General features: G+C 51.2%; 15 protein-coding genes. All 15 read left to right on the forward strand.

The annotated features are described in order from the left end of the window. Position 1 precedes the first annotated feature (1 nt). The 15 genes from H6585_05540 to H6585_05610 all read left to right on the forward strand — a co-directional run bounded on the left by H6585_05540 (position 2) and on the right by H6585_05610 (position 24640). The gene (locus H6585_05540; GenBank protein ID MCB9447793.1) at positions 2-565 is read left to right on the forward strand and encodes a DUF1599 domain-containing protein; all 564 of its coding nucleotides are present in this window, start codon (positions 2-4) and stop codon (positions 563-565) included. Next, on the forward strand, positions 565-1821 hold the full coding sequence (locus H6585_05545) for a DoxX family protein (protein ID MCB9447794.1): 1257 nt from the start codon (positions 565-567) through the stop codon (positions 1819-1821). The genes H6585_05540 and H6585_05545 overlap by 1 nt, the downstream gene beginning before the upstream one ends. A 3-nt stretch (positions 1822-1824) precedes the next feature. Beyond that, entirely contained in the window at positions 1825-2901 is a 1077-nt protein-coding gene (locus H6585_05550) for an ABC transporter permease (protein ID MCB9447795.1), read from the forward strand. 29 nt (positions 2902-2930) lie between these two features. Next, positions 2931-3686, forward strand: a complete 756-nt coding sequence (locus H6585_05555; protein ID MCB9447796.1) for a triose-phosphate isomerase — start codon at positions 2931-2933, stop codon at positions 3684-3686. 31 nt (positions 3687-3717) lie between these two features. Further along, positions 3718-9114, forward strand: coding sequence for a 50S ribosomal protein L11 methyltransferase (prmA, locus tag H6585_05560; protein ID MCB9447797.1), 5397 nt, complete (start codon positions 3718-3720; stop codon positions 9112-9114). A 39-nt stretch (positions 9115-9153) separates the two neighbouring features. Then, complete coding sequence (gene plsY / locus H6585_05565; GenBank protein MCB9447798.1) at positions 9154-9813, forward strand: glycerol-3-phosphate 1-O-acyltransferase PlsY; 660 nt, start codon at positions 9154-9156, stop codon at positions 9811-9813. A 219-nt stretch (positions 9814-10032) separates the two neighbouring features. Beyond that, positions 10033-15597, forward strand: coding sequence for a PD40 domain-containing protein (locus H6585_05570; protein MCB9447799.1), 5565 nt, complete (start codon positions 10033-10035; stop codon positions 15595-15597). Between the two features lie 5 nt (positions 15598-15602). After that, complete coding sequence (locus H6585_05575) at positions 15603-15998, forward strand: hypothetical protein (protein MCB9447800.1); 396 nt, start codon at positions 15603-15605, stop codon at positions 15996-15998. Positions 15999-16125: 127 nt separating this feature from the next. Then, positions 16126-16917: a M48 family metallopeptidase gene (locus H6585_05580; protein ID MCB9447801.1), complete on the forward strand. Its 792-nt coding sequence runs from the start codon at positions 16126-16128 to the stop codon at positions 16915-16917. A 23-nt stretch (positions 16918-16940) separates the two neighbouring features. Continuing rightward, complete coding sequence (locus H6585_05585) at positions 16941-17408, forward strand: NfeD family protein (protein ID MCB9447802.1); 468 nt, start codon at positions 16941-16943, stop codon at positions 17406-17408. A 197-nt stretch (positions 17409-17605) separates the two neighbouring features. Continuing rightward, entirely contained in the window at positions 17606-18580 is a 975-nt protein-coding gene (gene floA / locus H6585_05590; protein MCB9447803.1) for a flotillin-like protein FloA, read from the forward strand. A 207-nt stretch (positions 18581-18787) separates the two neighbouring features. Continuing rightward, positions 18788-19225 carry a MarR family transcriptional regulator gene (locus H6585_05595; GenBank protein MCB9447804.1) on the forward strand — a complete coding sequence of 146 codons (438 nt, stop codon included), beginning with the start codon at positions 18788-18790 and terminating at the stop codon, positions 19223-19225. Beyond that, positions 19222-20262, forward strand: coding sequence for an efflux RND transporter periplasmic adaptor subunit (locus H6585_05600; GenBank protein ID MCB9447805.1), 1041 nt, complete (start codon positions 19222-19224; stop codon positions 20260-20262). The genes H6585_05595 and H6585_05600 overlap by 4 nt, the downstream gene beginning before the upstream one ends. 9 nt (positions 20263-20271) lie before the next feature. Beyond that, complete coding sequence (locus H6585_05605) at positions 20272-23346, forward strand: efflux RND transporter permease subunit (GenBank protein MCB9447806.1); 3075 nt, start codon at positions 20272-20274, stop codon at positions 23344-23346. After that, positions 23327-24640 (forward strand): TolC family protein, encoded by a 1314-nt coding sequence (locus H6585_05610; GenBank protein MCB9447807.1) that lies wholly within the window; start codon positions 23327-23329, stop codon positions 24638-24640. The genes H6585_05605 and H6585_05610 overlap by 20 nt, the downstream gene beginning before the upstream one ends. Positions 24641-24651: the final 11 nt, after the last annotated feature.

The following is a 24651-nucleotide window of genomic DNA, read 5'->3' on the forward strand; positions in this document are numbered from 1 at the left end:
CATGGAAAAAACCCTGAGCCAGTACGACAAGGTATCTGCACGCAGCAAAGATATATTTCTGAAAAAAATGAAGGATTACGGGACCGCATGGCGGATTCTGCGTTTGTCCTCTATCACCGACCAGATTTTTATCAAAGCCCAGCGCATCCGCAGCATAGAAGAGAAAGGAACCCAGAAGGTGGCGGATGACATCGCCGGCGAATACATCGGAATTTTAAACTACTCCATCATTGCATTGATACAATTGGAGCTGGGATTGAGCGAAGAATATGAGATGGAGTCTGAAAAAGCCGCATCTTTATACAACAAGTATGTGGGAATGGCCCGTAACCTAATGGAAAATAAGAACCATGATTACGGAGAAGCCTGGAGGGATATGCGAATATCTTCCATCACAGATCTGATCCTGATGAAGATACTCAGGGTGCGGCAGATTGAAGACAACAAAGGAAAGACCATCATATCCGAGGGGCTGGATGCCAACTACCTCGACATGGTCAACTATGCTGTGTTTGCTCTGATCCGTTTGGATGAAGCGGCCTCTAAATCAATCGTTCCTCAGTAATGAAAATATTGGCGTACATAAGCAGGCTTCTTGTAGGAGCATTGTTCATCGTGTCCGGATTAATCAAGGCCAACGATCCGTTGGGATTTTCCTATAAGCTGGAAGAGTATTTCGAAGTATTCGGTATGGAGTGGTTGTCAGGACTTGCATTGACCATTGCCATCGGAATCTGCGTGATGGAAATAGCTGTGGGTGCCGCTACCCTTTTGGCTGTGAGGATGCGCTTCGTTGCATGGGTGCTGCTGGGTCTGATAGGCTTCTTTACCTTCCTTACATTCTACTCGGCCTATTTCAATAAGGTGACGGATTGTGGCTGTTTTGGTGACGCGCTGAAGCTCACCCCCTGGGAGTCGTTTACAAAAGATGTGGTGTTGCTGGCTTTTGTCCTGGTGATATTCGCTTACCGGAAGAACATGAAGCAAGATACCGTCGCCGGGGACATCATGACCACCGTGATCGGGGTACTGCTGATTGCCGTATTCTGCCTGGGTGTATTGCACAACCCTTGGTCATATCCCATCTGGTACACACTGGTTACAATGGGTATCCTGATCGGACTTGATCTTCTGCTTGGACAAAAACGCTCTGATGCCGTGGTGCTCGGAGGGAGTACCCTGTTCGCACTGGTCTTTTCCGTTTATATCATCCGCCATTTACCTATCAAGGATTTCCGGCCTTATGCTTTGGGCGTAAACATGCGGGAGGCCATGCTGGGTGTTCCACCGGTGCTGTCTTTTCAATATCGTCTGAAGGACAAACAAACCGATGAAGAAAAACTGTTTGATCAGTTTCCGGCCAATTGGGACCAGAACTATGAATATGTGGATGCGGTCACAACGGTAGTGAAAGAAGGGGTGGATCCTAAAATTCATGACTTTGTCATCACCAATGAAGACGGCGAAGATATTACCGAAGAAGTATTGAACAACCCCGGCTATACAGTTGCCGTGGTGGCATACGATCTGTCAGCAACCGATCGTGGATGTCAGGAAAAGCTCAATACATTCATGATGGAAGCGGAAAAGGCAGGAGCAACCGTGATGGGATGGACGGCATCGGTGGATGAGGTGCGCGATTTCCGCGTGGAAGTACAGGCCATGTATCCGTATTACATCATGGATGGAACGGTTCTGAAAACCATAATACGTGCCAATCCGGGAATACTGCTGATCAAAGACGGCGTTATCAAAGCCAAATGGCATTACCGGGATTTGCCCGATTTTTCAAGTGTGCAGGCGGACTTAATGAAAGACTAGGTGCTGATAAGATTTCTGATAAAAAGATTGTTGTACGGGCTCCTCGTGGTTTGGGGAGTGATTACTGTTGTGTTCTTGCTTTTTAACGTGTTGCCCGGTGACCCGGCCCGCATGATGCTCGGTCAGCGCGCGGACGGTGCTTCCATCGAGGCGATTAACAAAGACCTGGGGCGCGACAAACCCGTTTATCAGCAGTACCTGATGTACCTGAATGACCTTTCTCCGTTGTCATTCCACGAAACCCTGAACGATGACAGCTTCCTGTACCTCGATACCACCAAGTACAGCAGCTACTCGGAACTGATTCACGCCGGAAGCAAGGTACTCATATTTAAAACACCTTACTTAAGAAGATCTTACCAGACCAAACGGAACGTAAGCGAGTTGCTGGCGGAAGCGATGCCCGGCACCATTGTGCTTGCCTCTACGGCCATTCTGTTTGCCATTATCTTCGGCATCCTGTTGGGTATCATTGCGGCAGTGAGGAGTCACTCCCTTTATGACAACACATCCCTGTTGCTGTCTGTCATGGGCATGTCCCTGCCTTCTTTTTTCTCCGGCATCATCATCGCCTGGTTATTCGGTTTTGTATGGAGTGACTATACCGGTCTTAATATGTCCGGAGGCTTGTATACCATCGATCCGTTCAAGGGAGAAATGCTGGACCTGAAAAACCTCATTCTTCCGGCATTTACACTTGGAATCCGACCACTTGCCATCATCACACAGCTTACACGCAGTTCCCTGCTGGATGTGTTGTCGCAGGATTATATCCGCACGGCAAGGGCCAAAGGCCTTAGCTTTTACAAGGTGGTAACCAAACATGCATTGAAAAATGCCATGAATCCCGTGATCACGGCGGTGTCCGGATGGTTTGCCTCTTTGATGGCAGGTGCTATCTTTGTGGAGTGGGTGTTCAGTTGGAAAGGATTGGGTAAGGAAGTTGTAGACTCATTGGAAAAATATGATTTTCCTGTGGTCATGGGTTGTGTGCTTGTGATCGCTCTTGCATTTGTTGTGATTAACATCATCGTGGATATTTTGTACGGTGTACTGGATCCAAGGGTAAGGGTACGTTAGGAATTGCTTCACTTAAGGCTGGATTGCAAATGAGATTAAAGATTGTCGCCGGCAACTGGAAGATGAATAAGGATCTCCAGGAAGGCCGGGAATTGGTAAGGGAACTTGTTGCCTGCATCAACGATTTGCAGGATGTGCAGGTGATCCTGGCCCCTCCGTATATACATCTGACCTCCGTTCAGGAAATGATTTCCAACAAGGTCGGCCTGCAATTGGCGGCACAGAACTGTCACCATGAGCAGAAGGGTGCGTTTACCGGCGAGGTTTCGGCAGCCATGCTCGCCTCCGCCGGATGCAGCCATGTCATCATCGGTCATTCTGAGAGACGTACCTACAACCACGAAGCCGGAGCATTGCTGGCGGTGAAGGTGGACAGGGCGCTGGAAAATAACCTGATCCCCATTTTTTGCTGTGGAGAGCATCTGGATGAACGCAGATCCGGCAGGGAACAGGATGTGGTGAAGAACCAGATTGCTGAAGGACTCTTCCACCTGAATCCCGACCTGGCCACGCGCGTGGTGATCGCTTATGAGCCCGTATGGGCCATCGGTACCGGTGAAACCGCAACACCCGAACAGGCGCAGGAAATGCATGCATACATCCGCAGGGTGGTAGCAGACCATTGGGGTGGCAACGTGGCTGATCACATGCCGATTCTGTACGGAGGAAGCTGCAATGCAAAGAATGCCCGGGATCTTTTCGGGAAGAAAGACGTGGATGGCGGACTGATAGGCGGTGCATCCCTGAATGCCCGCGACTTTACCGCAATAATTGCTTCATTTTAAGACTTCCGTTTTGCCTGTTGGATTGGAATATATGGAGGTTGTTTGTCAGGTCGATCCCCGCGACCCCTGGACGGATTTGCTGATTGATGAATTGGGTGAACTTGGATTTGAGTCGTTCGAAGAAACCGATGCGGGTTGCAAGGCCTACTTCAAAGGAGATCAACTCCCCGTTGATGTCAGGGAAGCACTTACCGGAATAGCTTCCGACCGGTTCTCTTTGCAGTACGAGATCAACCTCATTGATGGCAAGAACTGGAACGAAGAATGGGAAAAGAATTTTCACCCCATACGTGTGGAAGATATTTGCTTGATCCGTGCCCCGTTCCACGAACCCGCATCCAGGGGAATGGAACTCGTGATCATGCCCAGGATGTCATTCGGTACCGGACACCATGCCAGCACCTGGCTGATGGTAAGGGAAATCATGGAGCTCGATCTGGAAGGCAAAGAAGTGCTGGACATGGGATGTGGTACAGGTATCCTCGCGATCCTGGCAGGAAAAAAAGGCGCGAAATCCGTTTTGGGCATTGACAATTACCCCCATGCCATTGTAAATTCGGAGGAAAACGCCGCCACAAACGGAGTTACCAATGTTGTCTTTGAAGTAGGTGACGTAGACCGGTTGGAGAATACCGGCTTTGATTTTATCTTCGCTAACATTAACCGGAACGTCCTGCTCGAACACCTGCCACAATATGCAGCGTCACTCAGGAGTAACGGGTCTCTGTTGATAAGCGGCTTTCTGTCAAAAGACCTGATGGAGCTTTATCGGAAAGCAAAGGAACAGGGGTTAAGCCTTTTTGGACTTCGGGAAAGACAAAACTGGGTGGTTGCCCGTTTTGAAAAAAGACCGGATAGACGCATGAAAAAAACCACTCTCATATTTACTTCTCTTCTTTTGCTGCTATTCACCGGTGCTTCGTGGGCACAAGGTCGCAAGAGTTTTACCGCGGAACCGGCCAAGTTCTTTGATGAAATGAAGGCTTTTCTTGCGGAAACCAACCAGGATCAGGCAGAGCTGATCATGGATGAATTCCGGGCCGTGTGGGAAACCAACATTACCGATGAGAAAGACCTGGAGAAGATGTATGAGAAGGCGAACAAAGCCCTTGAGAAACGCATGAAGGATGCGCCTGTTCAGATTCATCACGTCTACGGTCCGAACACCCGCAAAATCGGAGAAATTCAAAGGGAGGTATTGTACATTGCTGCAAACAAAATGCTGGCCAAACGCATGAAGGCCTATCCGCACTTTACCAGCTTCATGTATACGGTCATCAATTTCATGATCACCGATCAGCCGGAATCAAGCTTCGATTCATTCATGGCCAGTATCATGAAGATGCTGGAAAATCGTACGGCACGCAGGTTCAATGCATACCTTGAAGTATGTGACAACCTGTTTACAGCTAACGCATTGTACGCCTCACGCACCACCAAGTGGGTGACCACCACCAAAGACTATGTGTTCGATTACGATTCCTTGCCGAAGATCGTATTCCCGGTAATGGATCTGAAATGCTACGCCAAGAACGACAGCGCCATCATCAGCCAAACCAGCGGTGTGTTATACCCAACCGAAGATCTTTTTGTGGGAGAGGGAGGAAAGGTCACCTGGGAAAGGGCTGGCCTCAAACCGGATGAGGTGTATGCCGATGTTGGCAAGTACAGCTTCGCCATTAAAAGTGCCAAGTACAAGATGGATTCGGTGACCTTCTACAACAAGAAATATTTTGATTTCCCACTCCTCGGAAGTCTTGAGGAAAAGATACTGGCGGATGTGGAAGAGGACAACGCAGCTTACCCGCGCTTTGTATCCTACCAGTCGGAATACGAGATCAAAGACCTGATCAAGAACGTCGACTACGTGGGTGGTTTTTCCATGAAAGGAGGCACCGTGATCGGCTCAGGTACCCCCACCCATGACGCCCGCCTGATCTTTAAACGGGACGGACAGCAATTCCTGGTGGCGTCCGCTCAGGTATACATTATACATGAAGATCGCATTGTGTCCGACTATTGTGCCGTGACCATGTATCTGGAATCAGATTCCATTTACCATCCGGGCCTCACATTCAAACTGAATACCAAAGACCGTGAACTGACATTGATTAGGGAAGACCGGGGCGTATCACAAAGTCCGTACTTCAATTCCTTCCACGACGTGGATATGTATTTTGATGCCCTTTACTGGAAGATAGATGACCCGCTGATGGATTTCCGTTCCCTCAAAGGCAGTACAAAAGACGATGCCACGTTTGAGTCTTCCAACTACTACAAGGAAGCACACTTCGATAAGCTCCGGGGAATCGATAACGTACATCCCCTCATCTACATCAAGAAATATGTAGACAACTACGGTGATGTGGTGCATGTCCAGACACTCTCCGAAATGATGCACATGGCCACGAGCCAGGTGAAAGCCATGCTCATCAGGCTTTCCATCGAAGGATTTCTTATTTACAATTTCGATGATGAAAGCGCTGTGGTGAAAGATAAACTGTATCGCTACCTGAACGCGAAGGCGAAAAAGGTGGATTATGATGTGATGCAGTTTAATTCCGTTATATCCGGAGAGCCAAACGCATCATTGAACCTGCTCAACTTCGATTTGAAAATGCGGGGCGTGTCACGAATCCTCCTCAGCGATTCCCAGAACGTATACATCTATCCGTCCAACCAGGAAGTGGTGATGAAGAAAAACCGCGATTTTGCTTTTTCAGGTAAAGTGAATGCCGGGCGTTTCGCATTCTATGGTAAGAATTTCGACTTCACATACGACATGTTCAAAATCAACATGGCCAATATCGATTCCATGGCCATGTCCGTGGAAACCGAAGAATTGGATGAGATGGGCAGGAAACGGCTGCGGCGTGTGAAGACCGTCGTACAGGCCCTTGAGGGAGAACTGTTGATCGATCACCCCGGGAATAAGTCCGGATTGAAACCCTTCAAACAATACCCAGTATTCAAAAGCTTCAAGGATTCTTATGTGTTTTACGACAAGCCAGAGATCAGGAATGGTGTATACACCCGGGATAAATTCTATTTCCACCTTGAGCCCTTCGCGATCGACAGCCTCAGTACCTTCAATCCGGAAGGTATGGCCCTCAAAGGGCGATTCGTTTCGGCAGGTATCTTCCCGGAATTTGAGGAAGCACTCACCGTACAGCCCGACTTTTCCCTGGGATTCGTGCGCAATACACCCACGGCCGGTTTTCCTGCTTATGGCGGCAAAGGTCAGTACTATAACGTAATTGATATGAGCCACCGCGGACTGCGCGGAGATGGCAAACTGGAATACGTAACCAGTACATCTGTTTCCAAAGAATTCGTGTTCTACCCGGATTCCATGAACACCCTGGCCCAGACATTCGATAACCGCGAAATGGGACCGCCGAAGGAATTTCCCCAGGCACACGGCGACAGTGTAGCCATTCACTGGCGACCATACAGGGATTATATGCAGATTCAGAATGTGACCACCCCGCTGTCGTTCTTCAACAAACAGGCCACCCTGAAAGGCATGGCTACCCTGAGTCCGGCTGAACTGGTTGGTGCTGGCGTCATGACCTTCTCCGGCGCCGACCTTGAATCGAAAATGATGCATTATCATAAAAACGATTTCGATGCGGATACATCGGATTTCAAACTCGCCGCTCTGGAACAGGAAGAACTTGCGTTCAGCACCGTGAACGTGAAGGCACATGTTGATTTCAACGCGAGAAAGGCAACCTTCAAATCCAACGGTGGTGGTTCTGTGGTTGAGTTCCCTGTGAACCAATATGCATGTTACATGGATCAGTTCACATGGTACATGGATGAAGGTGAAATCGAGATGAGCGCGGGTAAGAATGAAGTGATTTCGACAGATGCCGGGGAAGACCTCAAACTGGAGGGATCCAGGTTCATATCCTATCACCCGAAACAAGACTCCCTGAGCTGGGTTGCACCACGCGCAAAGTATAGCCTGAAGACCAACATCATCGCAGCGGAGGATGTGAAGATCATCGCAGTTGCGGATGCCATCATCTACCCGGGAGATGGAAAAGTGGTTGTACAGAAAAAAGCCAAAATGGATCCGCTATCCAATGCGCGTATCCTGGCCAATAAGGTGACCAAGTATCACAAGATCTACAATGCCAATGTGACCATCACGGGTAAGAAGGATTACATGGGCAATGGTGATATCGATTACGTGGATGAAACGGATACCAAACAAACCATTCACCTGGATTTGATCAAGGTGGACACCACCCAGCAAACCATTGCGGAAGGAACCATTCCGGAAGATGCAACCTTTACGCTCAGCCCTTACTTTGACTATAAAGGGAAGGTGTTCCTCGAGGCCAGCAATCAGTTTCTAGGGTTCAAAGGCGTCAGCCGTATCAAACACGGTTGCGAACAGGTAGGGAAGAGCTGGTTCCGGTTCGATGCTTCCGTGGATCCAACCCAGGTATATATTCCGATCGATACCAATACGGTCAGTGAGAACAACATTCCGTTGTATGTAGGACTTTACATGGGAGCGGATAGTACCGGTGTCTACTCCACATTCCTTACACCACTCAGGTCCAAGCGTGACGACCAGGTGCTTCGCGCTGAAGGGTTCCTGTACTACAACAAGGACTATAACGAATACAGGGTATCTTCCAAAGAAAAACTGGTGGAGCAAAATCTCCCGGGCAATTACGTTAGCCTGAATGTAAACGATTGTGTGATCTACGGTGAAGGCAAGCTCGACCTGGGTGTGAACCTGGGACACGTTCAGGTAGCTTCGGCGGGTAACATCACCCATTACCTCATCCCAGACTCAGTGGTGGTGCAGACCACGTTGGCATTCGACTTCCACTTCTCAGAAGGTGCGGAGAAGGTGATGTCGGAAGACCTGAAATCATTCTCTGAACTGACCCCTGTGGATTTGACCGACAAGGTGTTTGAAAAGTCCGTCAGGGAGTTCATCGATAAAAAAGATGCAGATAAAATGTTCTCCGAAATCAACCTGTACGGAAGTCCGAAAAAGACACCTTCGGAGTTGGTGCATAACATGTATTTCGCCAAGGTGAAGCTGAGATACGATAAGGCGAACAGCAGCTTCATGTCCATGGATCAGCTCGGGGTGGCCAGCATCCGAAAAGAAAACCTGAATAAGTATTACGACGGATATATCGAATTCGAAAAACACCGCAGCGGTGACAGGTTCGGTGTATACATAGAGGCAGAAGCAAATACATGGTATCTGTTCCTGTATACCCGCGGGTTGCTGCAGGTGATGTCTTCCAATGATGAATTCAACAAGGCAATTACCGAGATGAAACCGGATGACCGGAGGGTGAAAACCACCAAGGAAGAGGGTGGGTATACCTTCATGTTATCTACCATTCGCAAGCGCCGCGATTTTCTTGAAAAATTTGGGGTGAATGAATAATTTGGATACATTGCACCGCACTTCACAGCGTTAACCCGAATGCATTTCGAATTTCAGTTTATCCCATTTTTCTGCGCGTATTTATTGGGTTCTATCCCAACGTCAGTTTGGGTGGGCCAGGCCTTTTACGGCATAGATATACGTGACCACGGAAGCGGCAATGCCGGTGCAACCAACACCATGCGCATTCTTGGTAAAAAGGCCGGAATTCCTGTTCTGATCATCGACATCCTGAAAGGCTTCGGTGCTGTGAATATTCCCTATCTGATGAATGGGTATACGCCCGGTACCGACGCCTTCGTAGACCTTCAGTTGATCTGTGGCCTTGGAGCTCTGGTTGGACATATTTTCCCGGTGTACGTTGGCTTTAGGGGAGGGAAGGGAATCGCCACCTTGTTGGGCGCGGTAATTGCCATTCACCCGCAGGCCGCCCTGGTCTCTATCTGTATCTTTGCATTGGTATTGATAATTACCCGTTATGTCTCCCTCAGTTCCATCATCGCGTCCCTGGCTTTTCCATTGTCCCTCATCCTTTACTTCGAACCCGGTGAATCATCCCTCATTCTTTTTTCATTTTTTGTTGCTATCCTGGTGCTGGTCACCCACCAGAAAAACCTTGAACGCCTGCTTCGCGGGGAAGAGTCAAAAGCCCGCCTGCGGCGGAATCGCCAGCAAATGGAAGATGATGATGAGAAATGACATCACGAATGCGGTGATTTCCCTGTAACTTCATGCTCGGATATCCTGAGGCCCTATGCTTAACCATTCAGGTGGTTTTACGTACAACGAGCCAATGTGAACGGCAGGGACTTCCGGTTGTGCATGATTGAATTAAAAAAACATATACGTTTTGCTGAGGCACGAACCCGGATTCGGGTGCGTAGGGCCGCACTGGTTGCTCGTCTTCTGGTTTGCCTGATGGTTTTTTCCGTTTATGCGGTTGCACAGAAAGGAAAAAAGGATGGCGGAGACAACCCCAAACGTGCCGAGGCCGATGCCCTGTTCGATAATGAAGAGTATGCAGCGGCCCATCCCATTTATTCCCAATTGCTCAGTCTGGACCAATACAATGCCGACCTCAACTACCGGTTCGGGGTATGTGAATTGTTTGCCGGGAAAGACAAGGAAAAAGCCATCTCATACCTGAAATTCGCCACGGAGAAGGGAGCTCCTGTTGAGGCCTACTTTTTTCTCGGCCGTGCGTACCACCTCAATTACAGGTTTGGCGAAGCACTGGCCAACTACGATATTTTCAAGGAAAAGGCCAGCGGTAGCCTGTTGAAGAAATACGCGGTCGACCGTAACATGGAAATGTGCCGCAACGGTCAGAAGCTGCTGAGGCATATTCGTGACCTGGTGGTGATTGAAAGGAAAGATGTGAATGCCGATGATTTTTTCCGGTCCTACGGAATGACGGAAGACTTCGGTGGGAAAGTGTTCCCGTTGTCAGATGAATTCAAATCCAAAAGGGATAGGGAGCAGAAAGGTGCTTCGGTGATGTACATCACCAATAAGAAGGATGAGATCTATATTTCCAGCTACGGAAATAATTCCGATAACCTGGATATCTATCGCATTTCAAAAGACATCAATGGCGAATGGTCGGCCCCTGAAAACCTGGGCTCCACCATCAATACCCCTTACGATGAAGCATTCCCCTTTCTTCATCCGGACGGACGCACCCTCTACTTTGCCTCCAAAGGACACAATTCCATGGGAGGGTATGATGTGTTCAAATCTGTATACAACGAGGAAAGCCACATTTGGTCGCCACCCGTCAATGTTGATTTTGCCATCAACACCCCGGCCGATGATGTGTTGTTCGTGGTCGACAAGAAAGACAGCGTTGCCTTCTTTGCCTCCAACCGTGCCTGCGAAGGTGGCAAGTTGACCGTTTATAAGATCCGAACCGGTCGCTTACCGGATTCCTACTATGCATCCACTCGCCCCGGCGGATCTGATGGAGATTCCCTCGCCTATACCGCATCTGAGATGACCAACAGGGCCAAGCTGGATGTTAATTCATCGCCCGACCTGCTGGCACTTCTCGAAAAAGAAAAACAAAAGAACAGCAACCCGGCGGAAGAGAAGGAAGCCGCTGCACCTGAGCCCGAAGAGGAGAAAGTGGACATAGAAGCATATTCCAACCTGACACCCGATAAGATTGTCAACATGGCTTATGAGGATGCCGATCGCTTGAACAACGAGAGCAAGGGCCTGCGAAGGGATGCGGATGCCGCCAGCATGATTTCAGAACAAAAGCGATTGAAGGCACAGGACCAGGAAGATCAGGCCAACCGTTTGGATGAACAGGTGGCCTACGAGGTGGATGATCAGGTAAAGGACCGAAAGCAGAAGGAAGCAAAAGCCCTGCATCAGTCAGCAGCGCGATTGAGAAAGGAATATGCGGTTGCTCTTCGCATCAGCCAGCAGCTTGATTCGGATGCGGACGAACGCATGCTTGACGCCAGGCAGGCCACTGAAAATGCCCAGGTCATAGAAAAGGCCATGAACGCCAATTCTACGGATGAAGCATTGAAAATACTTGCACGTCAGAAAGCCAAACTTGAGGAAAAAGGCAACGATACCGAGGTCGATTACAATGCCATTGCCCAGGATGCGGTGGATGAAGTGGTGTCCGGTAACAAGGAGGATCTGGTTAAATCGGAGGCTTTTCTTGAATCACTGGATAAAGATGTGGTGGATTTTCAAAGAGATGCTTCCATCCTCCGCGATGAGGCGGACAAAACCAAGGATGCCCAGGTTAAACAGGAGCTGATTGCCCAGGCTGAAGATCTGGAGGCTGAATCAAAATCGAAACAACAAAAAGCCGAAGAAGTCAGGAAAAACCTGAATGCCATGAAAGCCTCGGCCGATGAAGGGCAATCGGATGAAGGACTGGCACAAGGCATTGTAGAAGAAATCAAGGGCTTCGGTCAGGAAGATGATGTGGCAGAGAACCAGTCGAAGCAACAACCCGAAAAAACCACACCACCCAAATCCGACGTGAACAAAACGGAAGCAGGGGAGGATGGAGATGCGCTGGTTATGAATGATCAGCCTGACGAGGAAACCGAGGACGTACCCGAAGCAAAGAAAAATCAATCCGATATACCACCTGCCGAACAACCCGATGTGAAACCGGAAGAATCCGGTACGAAATCAGATCAACCTGATACGCAGACGGGGCAACCTGATACGAAGTCCGAACAATCCAATACGAAGCCCGAACAACCCGATGCAAAGACGGGGCAGCTTGATGTGGAAAAGGACCAGCCGGCATCAGAAAACGATCAGCAGGAGGTAAACCCCGAACACCCCGCAGAAAAAGATGCGGCGAAACCGGATGATACCATCCAGCCTGTTGTTTCAACCGACTCAACCGATGAGCAGCAGCAACCGGCAGCAAACACGGAACCTGCGAAGAAGCAAGAGGCCCCCTCACAATGGTCGACCCTTTCCGATCAGGATCTGACTGCACGTGCCAGCGAAGAAAAGTTGTTTGTGAGTGAGAATGAGAAGTCCATCAAAGCCTTGCGCAGCGACGCAGACATCCTTCGTTCCACAGCAACCAATATCCCCGACCCTGATAACCGTCAGGCATTGCTGGATAAGGCGGCCAGGAAGGAAGCGGAAGCCGACCAAAAGGAAAAGCTGAATACCGATGCCCGTGTACGCATCCAAACCATGGAGGAGGAGCAGAAGCTGCGGAAGGATGGCGTAAGACACCAGGTCACACCTGAGGAGCTGGCTGCCCAAAAACAGGAAGTTGATGGCACTGAAACCGCCTCATCCGAACCTGTTGGGAAACGCCCGGCTGATCAAACCGGAAATGATTCACAGGGTGCAGATACCACGGAAGATGTTACGGCATCTGTTCCGGATGAAGTATCCGAGGATGAAACCCTGGAAACAGCTCAAACCACCGACCCCGGCCAACAGACACAGGACCTGAGGGAAGAACAAGGGGGTGACGATACATCGGACGAGGCGGTGATTGCACAGGGTGGTAAAGCGGAAGAACCTGTGGAGACGGGAAGGGATGAGGCTTCATCCGAAGGGCAGCAACCGGTTGCAGATGAGACGCAGCCCCCGGTAACGGAAGAGCCGCTGACTGCAGATGCAACAGATGCGGAAGAACAGGAAGCACCGGCGGTTTTGCCAAAACCGGTGGATAAAAATACAGCTCCAACTTTCCCGGATACCAAGACGACCGACAAGATGAGAGCAGATGCGGAAGAAGGACAGGTGGCGGTGGAGTCTCAGCGTGCGGAAATTGATTCATTGAAGAATGAACAGGTGGTGTTGTCTGCCCGAAAAGATCAGACGTTTGAGGAAATGGCCAGGGCCAAAAACAGTGAAAAGGAGCAGATCTACCTCGACATCATGGACAACATAGGCGGCATGGAAAACATCCGCCAGAAAGAGGTGCTCTTCCTGGATACCAAAACAGACATGCTGCGTCAGGAGGTGAATGCGAACCGCCTGGGTGCGGGTGAAACGTTAACATACCCCGAATCCGACCTGCCAAAAGGCACCGAATCGCTGAGATTGGCGAAAATCGCCGCCGTGGAAAGTGCGGTGGATTCGCTCAAGGCAGCCCGTGTGCTTAGGGATGAAGCCGAAGCCATGACACGACAAATGCTGGAGACGCGTAAACCGGATGAACGTGATGAATTGCTCCGGCAACGGGATGAAAAGATTGAAGCTGCGGAATCGCTCGAAGAGTATGCAGATAGGCGCTACAACGATGTGCTGGAAAACCGCATCCCAGACCCGGGTGCAACGGCACTGACCGCATCTGCAGGTGATCAGACCGGGAAAGCTGCGGAAACACCCAGAACGGTTGAACCCACCCAGGAACCCGTTTCCACCACGCCGATCAAACTCAAGCATGATGTGAACAGCGTTCGTGCCGTGTTGGAAGACAACGAGTATGCGAAATACACGGTCATGGTGAATGAGGCATTGCAGGCCAACCGACTTGCCGTTGAGGAGGCAAGGAAGGCGGAAGACCTGCGATCACATCAGTTGCATGACCTGGAAGAAGCCGATATCCTGCAGCAAGCCGTGGAAAAAGCCAAAGCCGTGGATGATTATATCACAACACTCAACGGGGAGAAATACAATGGCGCCATCCAGAGCGGGGATAACCAATCAATGGCCGATGCCGCCCTCCCACGCGAAAAGAAGAAAATTCAAACGGAGAAGAATGCGGACAAGGAATTGTATGCGCATACCTCCACCGGGGAGAAGGGTAAACCCATCCTCGGTAATACGGTTTCCATGGAGTTTACCACCAACGGTGCCAGCATATACAACGCTTCCAATCCCATCCCCATTGATCCGCCATTGCCACAGGGCCTGATCTTCAAGGTACAGGTAGGCGCCTTCCGCAATGCGATTCGTCAAGACCTCTTCGGTGGTATCAAGCCGTTGGCAGGAGAAAAGACCGCAAGTGGAATGATCCGATACACCGCAGGTATTTGGCGCGATTACAAACCGGCCAACCAGGCCAAGGGAACCATTCGTGATTTGGGATTCAGGGATGCTTTTGTGGTGGCTTTTTATAACGGCAAACGCATTCCGCTGTATGAAGCAGCTGCCATTGCAAAGGGTGAAAAGTCAGGCGAAGATGTGCTGGCCTCCATCGGTCAGACCGGCACCGGTGGCACCAGCAACGGGTCACGCCTCGGTACCGGCAGCAATACCGGTCAGCCCTCAGGAGGTACAACCAACCCGGCTACTTCGCCCGGGGGCACCAACACCGCCGGATCTACTGTGGGCAATAGCCAGGCCGTATTGCAAACCCAGGGAGACCTGGCCGGCATGAAAGGTATTGTGTATACCGTACAGGTAGGCGTGTACAGCAAAGCGTTGAAAGCAGGTGATCTTAATGGCTTGTCACCGATTTATACCGAATCATTGAGCAACGGTACCACCCGCTATACCACAGGTAAGTTCACCAACCTGGAAGCTGCAGCAGCAGCGAAACGGGATGCGGTGAACAAAGGCGTGACAGATGCCTTTGTGATTGCTTTCAGGGATGGCAAGCGCATCAGCCTGGGTGAGGCAGGCAACGTTTCGGGAAGCAACGGAACAACCAATACACCGGTTACCGGAGGCAGCGAGAACAATACCAGTAGTGGCGGTACCAAGCCGCCTGCAGATATCTTTGAAGCGATCAGTTCCAATGAGTCGGGCGTGGTGTTCCGCGTGCAGATAGGTGCCTATCGCCAGGCAGTGCCGTCGGATCTGGTGGATCTCTGGTCGTCACAACTCAAAAGGAAGGTGAAAACCTATCGCACACCCGAGGGTGTCACATTGTATTCAGTGGGGGATGAGCGGTCGTACAACGGAGCCAGCACATTGAAAGCGGAAGTGGCTGCAAAAGGCCTGGAAGGTGCATTCATTGCAGCTTATGAAGACGGCAAACCCGTGTCCATGCAGCGTGCCATGCAACAAACCTCTGGTAACAACTGATGCACATGAAACGCACAATGCTCCTGTTTCTCTGGTTGGGTTTCTTGGTGATGCCCGGGTACCTGTTGGCACAATCTGCCCTGGATGCGGATGACAAGGATGTGTTGAAAGCTTCTGATGCCGTGGTGGCTGATGAACTGAAAATATTCTTATCTACCTACGAAGGCAAGGAGTTGTTCTCCTTTCTCAAGAGCAACGACAAGAAGATCAAACTGGCGCCGGAAGGATACGACAAAACCATCTGTAAAATGGAAACAGCCGACGGCGCTTTTTACTGTGTGACCTATCGATTCAGGAAGCCACTTAACCTGATGGTGTTCCCGGAGCAGTTTTGTGTATGGGTGTCGCCCGACCTGAGCGACGGCATTTTGCACCGTGATGCCATTTGCCCACGGCAATAGGTACGCTTTCCTTCTGTTGCTTTCCCGCCGCTTTTGAATTCCTTTGCTACCTTTGGAACAGGTTTTGTATTCGTGTTGACTGGAAGAGAAGAACAGGTCATACGGACTAAATATTTGAGATATGAAAATGAATTCCAGAGCATGGCTGCTGACAACGGCCGTAATGTTTGCCGCTTGTCAGAAAGTTCCTATCACGGGCCGCAGCCAGATGAACATGGTTCCGGAAAGTACCATGATCAGCATGAGTTTGACCAACTACAAGGATTACCTGAAAGAACATCCACCGGTTTCTTCGGGTGATGCCAATTACCAGTTGGTGTCGAAAGTAGGTAACAAGATTGCAAATGCGGTGAAAACCTACATGGCGCAGCAGAACCTATCGGATCGCATCAAGGGTTACGCCTGGGAGTTCAACCTGGTGAATGAAAACACGGTGAACGCATGGTGTATGCCGGGAGGAAAGGTGGTCGTTTATTCGGGCCTGCTGCCTATTACACAAAGTGAACAGGGACTTGCCGTTGTGCTCGGCCACGAGATCGCACATGCCATCGCCCGCCACGGAAGCGAACGCATGACACAAGGTTTGCTGGTTCAGCTGGGCGGTATAGGGTTGAGCACAGCCATGTCGCAGAAACCCAAGGAAACACAGGACCTGTTCAATCAGTCGTATGGAGTTACATCCACACTGGGCATCCTGGCCTATTCACGTAAACAGGAGTCGGAAGCGGATAAGATGGGACTGGTGTTCATGGCCATGGCCGGATACGATCCGTCTCAGGCGATCAGTTTCTGGGAACGTATGGCGGCAACGGGCGGCACCAAGCCACCGGAGATCCTCAGTACACACCCCAGCGATGCCAGCCGCATCAAGGCCATCAAGGAATACCTGCCGGAAGCCATGAAGTATTATAAAAAATAACCATTGTCGATACCGGTTTTCAAATGACTTTCACCACCATCATCCTCATCCTCCTGTTGGGACTCGGGCTTATCATCCTGGAGTTCCTCGTGATCCCGGGTACCACCATCGTAGGGTTCCTGGGGGCAGCCCTTGTTGTGGCGGCTGTTTTGTTTGCCTACCGCGACCACGGGAGTACATCCGGGCATGTGATCCTGGCTGTATCCGCGGTGATCCTCGGTGGCATGTTCATCCTGGGGTTCAGGGCCAAAACCTGGGAGCGTTTATCGGTGCGGACGGAGATCACCGGTAAGGTGAATGTGCTGGAAGAAGGAGAGGTGAATCCTGCCGATAAAGGTAAATCCATCTCAAGGCTTGCGCCCATGGGAAAGGCGGTTTTTAATGAGAAGATGTATGAGGTGCAGTCGACCGGTGCCTTCATCGCCGAAGGAACCGATGTGGAGGTGACGAAGGTGAGCGGGAACAAGATTTGGGTGAAGCAGGTGGGGTGATATAAATTGCGAATTAGAAATTACGAATTACGAAAGCCTCCTCCCGTATCATTTTGAAGGAGTTTGTAAGTTTGCTGGTGACCATGCCAACAACTAACAGCCAATAACCAACAACTAATAACCAACAACTAATAACCAACAACCTTCTCAAAAAAAATCCCAATCTTTGGGATATCAAATAAACAGACCCTCGCTTTATGGAAATTCAGTTCATCATTGTTGCGGCAGTCGTTTCGGTTGTCGGCCTTTGGATCCTCTTTTACTTCGTGCCGGTTGGCCTTTGGTTTTCGGCCGTACTTGCCGGTGTGCGGGTTTCCCTGATCCAGCTCATTATGATGCGCTGGAGAAAGGTGCCGCCATCCGTGATCGTAAAAGCGATGGTGACATCCCATAAAGCCGGACTCAAACTTACCCGTGACGACCTCGAGGCCCACTACCTTGCCGGGGGCAACGTGAACAATGTTGTGAATTCACTCATTTCGGCTGATAAGGCCAACATCCCACTCGACTTCAAAGCAGCCACCGCCATCGATCTGGCCGGACGCGATGTGTTTGAAGCCGTACAGATGTCGGTAAACCCGAAGGTGATCGATACGCCTCCGGTAACCGCAGTGGCCAAAGACGGCATTCAGCTGATTGCCAAAGCCCGTGTTACCGTGCGTGCCAATATCCGTCAGCTTGTCGGAGGTGCCGGTGAAGACACCATCCTCGCCCGCGTCGGCGAAGGCGTGGTATCATCCATCGGTTCCGCAGGTTCTCATAAAGATGTGCTTGAAAATCCGGATTCCATTTCCAAAGTGGTGCTCGCCAAAGGACTCGATTCCGGAACGGCATTCGAGATTCTTTCCATTGACATTGCCGATGTGGATATAGGTAAGAACATTGGCGCTGTCCTCCAGATAGACCAGGCGGAAGCGGACAAGAGCATTGCCCAGGCAAAGGCCGAAGAACGCCGCGCCATGGCCGTAGCCCTCGAACAGGAGATGGTGGCCAAAGCCCAGGAAGCCCGTGCCAAGGTGATTGAAGCCGAAGCCCAGGTTCCGCAAGCTATGGCAGAAGCTTTCCGCAATGGAAACCTCGGCATCATGGACTACTACAAAATGAAGAACATCCAGGCGGATACCGATATGCGGAATTCCATCTCGGGTGATTCAGGTTCAAAGGAAGAATAGTCGAAAGTCTCCCGCCATAGCTTTAGCGACGGCGGGCAAACAAGTCTCAAGTCTTAAGTCAGGCATAACGTCTACTATCTGGCGTTTATCGCCTCATATCTATCGTTCCGCAAACAACCTGTTTGCCGTATGTTGTTATTGGTTACATTTGTAACTGTTTTGTGATGTAACCAGTTTGTGGAAGCGGTCAAGGTATATGGATTTCAAATGGCGCGGATCTCCGAGGTGTACCTCAGCACCCTGTCGGCGATCATGCAACCGCACGGCATAGAACGTTTCTTTGCACCCCTCATTCACCTTTGCGAAAACAGCGGGAAGATCACCCAAAAGGATCTTGCGCAGGCTTTGCGGCGCGACAAGGTGTCTACCATGCGCATCGTGGATTACTTCTGTGACAAAGGCCTGCTTGTTCGCAAACAGGATTGCAACGACCGCAGATGCCAACTCCTGGAAGTAACGCCCAAAGCCATGCAACTTTTGCCGAAAATCAAAGACGGTATTCGGCAGACCAACGAAATATTGCTGTCGGGATTTACCGCCGAAGAAAAAGAATTGTTCCGGAACTGTATGGATAAATTGTTTCAGACCATTTGCGAATTGCCTGAGCCGGCATTCGTGGTGAAAGCATTCAAAAGAAAAAAATGAACAGATACCTCATCATAAGCGGTGGGATCTTCATCACCCTGACCATGATCTGGTCTTGCTCGAACCCGGGTGAAGGGGATCAGGCAGCCGCACCGAACGCGCAACTGGCAGCGGAAGGTTGCAGGGTGATGCCTCAACCTTTCAACAACGATGTGGTGGTGACCGCCGAACTCCTTGCCGATGAGCAAGTGGAGTTGAGGGCACCCATTGCAGGCCAGGTGCTTGAGATCCATTTCAGGGAAGGAGAGAAGGTACAGCAAGGCGATCCCCTCATACGTTTGGATGACCGTGCCTGGAAAGCACAATTGGGTGGGGTTGTGGCAGAAGTGGATGCGGCACAGAAAGAATACGACCGCAGAAGCAACCTGCTTGGCGTGGGTGGTAGCAGTCAGGAAGAAGTGGATGCCGCCCTGTCTGCCCTGGAGTCACTGAAATCCCAATTGCAACAACTGAGGGTCAATATCGACCTGGCCAATGTGAACGCACCTTTTCCCGGCCGGTTGGGCATGCGCAACTTCAGCGTGGGTGCCTTCCTGCAGGCCGGAGACCTGATTACCACACTTACCGCAGCGCGTAAGCTGAAAGTGGATTTTACCCTCGCCCAGGCCTATCGCAGCAATGTGGAAATCGGCAAATCCATTCGTGTGATGGTTACCGGTGATACGCTTCCGGCCACTATCTATGCGGTGGATCCCGTGATCGACCCGCAATCGAGAACCGTTCGGGTGCGGGCCCTGCTCCAACCCAAAGAAGGAAAGGATATCATGCCCGGTACATTCGCGGAAGTGATGCTCGCTACCAACCAGATCGATGATGCCTTGCTTGTGCCTTCCCAGGCCGTGGTGCCTGAGATCAACGAACAAACCGTGTACCTGTTCAAAAAAGGTAAAGCGGTGCGTCGTGTGATTCAGGCCGGCACCAGAACGGCTGATAAAGTGCATGTGCTGGAAGGTGTGGGTGCAGGTGATACCGTGCTCACCACCGGGCTCCTGCAGGTCAAAGACGGGATGAGCATTCAACTTCAATCGGTACAATAAGCGATAGGAATGACGCTTTCAGATATCAGCATCAAGCGACCCGTACTCGCAACCGTCTTCGCCATCGTGATCGTGTTGCTGGGCGTGGTCGGGTATCTTTCCCTCGGGGTGCGTGAGTATCCGAGCGTAGATCCGCCCGTGGTGACGGTGCAAACGAACTACAGTGGCGCCAATGCCGAGATCATCGAGTCGCAGATTACCGAACCCCTGGAAGAGCAGATCAACAGCGTTGACGGTGTGAAGATACTCAGCTCCAACAGCACAGATGGCCGGAGCACCATCACCGTTGAGTTTCTCCCTGAGATTGACCTGAACAATGCGGCCAATGATGTGCGCGACAAGGTGGCACGGGCTGTCCGCAACCTGCCTCCCGATGCGGATCCTCCCACCGTTAATAAGGCCGATGCCAACGCAGAAACCATTCTCTCCATTACCGTGCAAAGCAAGAAGCGTGCACTGTTGGAGTTGACCCAGATCGGGAACAATGTGTTCAAGGAGCGACTGCAAACCATTCCCGGTGTCAGCAGCATCCGCATCTGGGGAGAAAAGAAATATGCCATGCGCCTGGAGTTGGACCCCGTGCGTATGCGCGAACTCAACATCGTTCCGCTGGATGTGGAAACCGCCCTGAGCGCCCAGAATATCGAATTGCCATCCGGCAGGATCGAAGGCACCGAAACCGAAATGACGGTTCGTACCGTTGGCCGCCTGTATACACCGGAGGAGTTTGATGATCTGATCATCAAGAAATACGGGCAAACGCTCATCCGCCTGAAAGACATCGGCCACGCCCGCATGGGCGCGGAAGTGGAACGCACCATCCTGCGCGGAAATGGCGTGATCCCCATGGTGGGTATCGCCCTGCAACCCCAGCCGGGTTCGAACTACATCGACATCGTGGATGAGGCATTCCGCCGCATCGGGATCATGAAGAAAGACCTGCCGGCGGATATCGAGTTGGATGTGGCCATGGACAAAACCATCACCATCCGGCAAGCGATCGCAGAAGTGAAGTCGACCATCCTTCTGGCATTCGGACTGGTATTGATCGTGATTTTCTTTTTCCTCCGAAACTGGCGCACCACCATGATACCCGTGGTGCTGATTCCCATTTCACTGATCGGAAGTTTTGCAGTGCTGTATGCCTCCGGTTTCTCCATCAACATCCTTTCCTTGCTGGGCCTCGTGCTGGCCACAGGATTGGTGGTGGATGATGCCATCGTGGTGATGGAGAACATCTACGCCAAAGTGGAGGCCGGCATGCACCCTGTTAAAGCCGCATTCCAGGGATCCAGGGAAGTGTACTTTGCCGTATTGGCAACTTCCGTAACGCTGGTGTGCGTGTTCCTGCCCATCTTTTTTATGTCGGGTTTAACCGGTCACCTGTTCCGGGAGTTTGCCATGGTGGTGGTCGGGTCCATCGTGATCTCCACCTTTGTTACCCTTTCCCTGACCCCAATGATGAGTTCACGCATGCTGAAGAAGAGTGGCCGTGAGAATGCATTGATGCGCGCTTTCGGGCAGGTGGTGAACAGCCTGACCAGAGGTTATACGCGTACATTGGAGAAGTTCATGGAAAGACGCGGGCTGGCTTTTTCCATCCTGTTGTTGATGCTCGGGATTATTTTCTGGGTAGGGTCGCAGTTGAAATCGGAACTGGCACCCATGGAAGACAAAAGTCAGCTGCGCATCATCTCCACTGCACCGGAAGGTACTTCCTACGAAGCCATGGATCATTACCAGCTGAAGCTGATGCACATGCTGGATACCCTCCCGGAAAAGGCTTTTCTGCTGGGTGTGACATCGCCCACGTTCCGGGCTTCCACTGCGGCCAATTCGTCGTTTATCTACATGCCGCTGAAACAACCGTCGGAGCGCACCAAATCACAGGATCAGCTGGCCAACGAGATCAATGCGCGTCTGCGTTCGCTCAGCTTTGCCAAGTCGTTCGTGATACAGGAGCCCACCATCAAAACCAATACGGGCGGTGGTCGGCTGCCTATCCAATTCGTGGTACAGGCGCCGGACCTGGAAAGGTTGAAGGAGGTTTTGCCCGCCTTCATGGATCGCGTGCAGGCCAGTCCGGTGTTCGCTGTTTCGCAGGTCGATCTGAAGTTCAACAAGCCGGAGATCACCATTAACATCAATCGGAACAAGGCTTTATTGATGGATGTGAATGTAGCGGACATCGCACAAACGTTGCAAACTTTCCTCAGTGAAGAGCGCCTGGGGTACTTCATACTTGACGGGAAGCAATACCAGGTGTTGGTGCAGGCCACACCCGACCGTAAGGATGAACCCCTGGACGTGAAAAGCATTTCGGTACGCAACGGGAATGGTCAGATGGTGACGCTCGACAACCTGGTGGACATTGAGTACAACAGCCGTCCGCCTGCACTGTTGCGATACAACCGCTACACTTCCGCTACCGTGGAAGCGGATCCGGCACCCGGCCACACCATCGGAGACGGGGTGGATGAAATGCGCAGGATTGCCGCCGACCTGCTGGATGAGTCTTTTAGCACCGAACTTGCGGGCAGCGCTTCCGATTTTGAAGAGAGCTCGAAGAGCACCCACCTGATCTTCCTGTTCGCCCTGGTGCTGGTATACCTCACCCTGGCTGCCCAGTTTGAAAGTTTCCGGGATCCGCTGATAATCATGTTCACTGTGCCGCTGGCTCTGGCCGGTGCGGTGCTCACCTTGTGGTTGTTCGGACAAACGCTCAATATCTTCAGTCAGATCGGGATGATCGTGTTGGTGGGCATTGTAACCAAAAACGGAATCCTGATCGTGGAGTTCGCCAACCAGAAAAGAGACGCGGGTATGTCCCTGAAGGAAGCCGCCACCGAAGCAGCATCCCAGCGTTTCCGCCCGATCCTGATGACCAGCCTGTCTACCGTGCTGGGTGCGTTGCCCATTGCACTGGCATTGGGAGATTCCGCCTCCAGCCGGATTCCAATGGGGCTCACCATCATCGGAGGACTGATCCTTTCCCTGGTTCTGACCCTGTATGTGATACCTGCGCTGTACTCCTACATCGCCAACAAAGAAAATATCATTGTGGATGAAGCGGATTTTGATTGATACCCTGCTGGTGCTGTTGTGCACTGCTTCCGGTGTGATGGCTCAATCACTACCGGAGTTGGTGAACCAGGCTCTGGAGAACAATTATCAGATCCGGATCTCCAAAAACGAAGCAGCCATTGCTACCAATAACAATACGCCCGGGAATGCCGGACAACTGCCTTCGGTAGGGTTGGACGGAGGGTATGCAACGTCGTTTAACAACACCCGCCAACGGTTTGCCGACGGTACCGTGCGGGAAGGCAACAATGCAAAAAATACCAATGTCAATGGTGCGGTGATGGTGAACTGGACCTTGTTCGACGGTTTCCGTGTACAGGCCAAAAAAGATCAGCTTGATTACCTGCAGAAAGTGGGGGAGGCGAATGCGCGATACTACATCGAACAAACCGTTTCGGATCTGGCCATGGCGTATTATCAGTTGATGTACGAGCAGCGTGTGCTGGCCAACAACCGGCGTTCCCTTGCCATATCTGCATTTCGTTTGGAAGTTGAAAAGAAACGAAAGGAAGTAGGGGCGGGCAGGGCGATGGATTATGACCAGGCGCTTGTCGATTACCAGGCGGACAGCATCCGGGTGTTGTCGCAGGAAACCGGGGTAAGGTCGCTGGAGACGGAGATCAACCGAGTGGCAGGAAATGCGTTGGAAGCTGCGTTGGTTGTGACCGACACATTGTTTCCGGTGTTGCCGCTTACATCCAAAGACAGCTTGCAAAACCAGGTGGAAAGCAACAACAGTGAACTCGCGCAACAAAAGCTGCAGGAGCTGATTGCTGAAACGGAAACGCGCATGGCGAAGGCCGATCGGTATCCCAAGGTGGATTTGTTCGCCGGCTATCAGTACAACAGCACGTCCTCAGAAGTGGGCTTTTTTCAATCCAACAAAAACTTCGGACCCACTTTTGGTGTCAGCGTGCATTTCAATTTGTACGACGGAGGCCGAGTGAACCGGGAGGTTCGGAATGCAGCGCTCGAACACGAGAACAGCACCCTTACGCGTGATGACGCAACCCGGAATGTACAGGCGCAGGTTATCAACCTTTACAACCAGGCGGTTTCATTGCAAATGCGTATTGGCCTGGCGAGCGACAATGTGAAGCGGATGCAAAACGTATATGCGGCTGCCGGGCTACAACTGAAGCAAGGTGCGATCAGCGGTTATGATTTCCGACTGGCTCAGCTTTCCCTTCTCAATAGCGAACTTACCCTGGCCCAGCTGCAGTTTCTTTTGAAGTCAACGGAAATCAGCCTGAACCGTTTAGCGGGCAAGATCGTGGAAAGGTATATGCGCTGAGGATCATCCGG

The organism is Flavobacteriales bacterium, assembly GCA_020635855.1.
Classification (GTDB): domain Bacteria; phylum Bacteroidota; class Bacteroidia; order JACJYZ01; family JACJYZ01; genus JACJYZ01.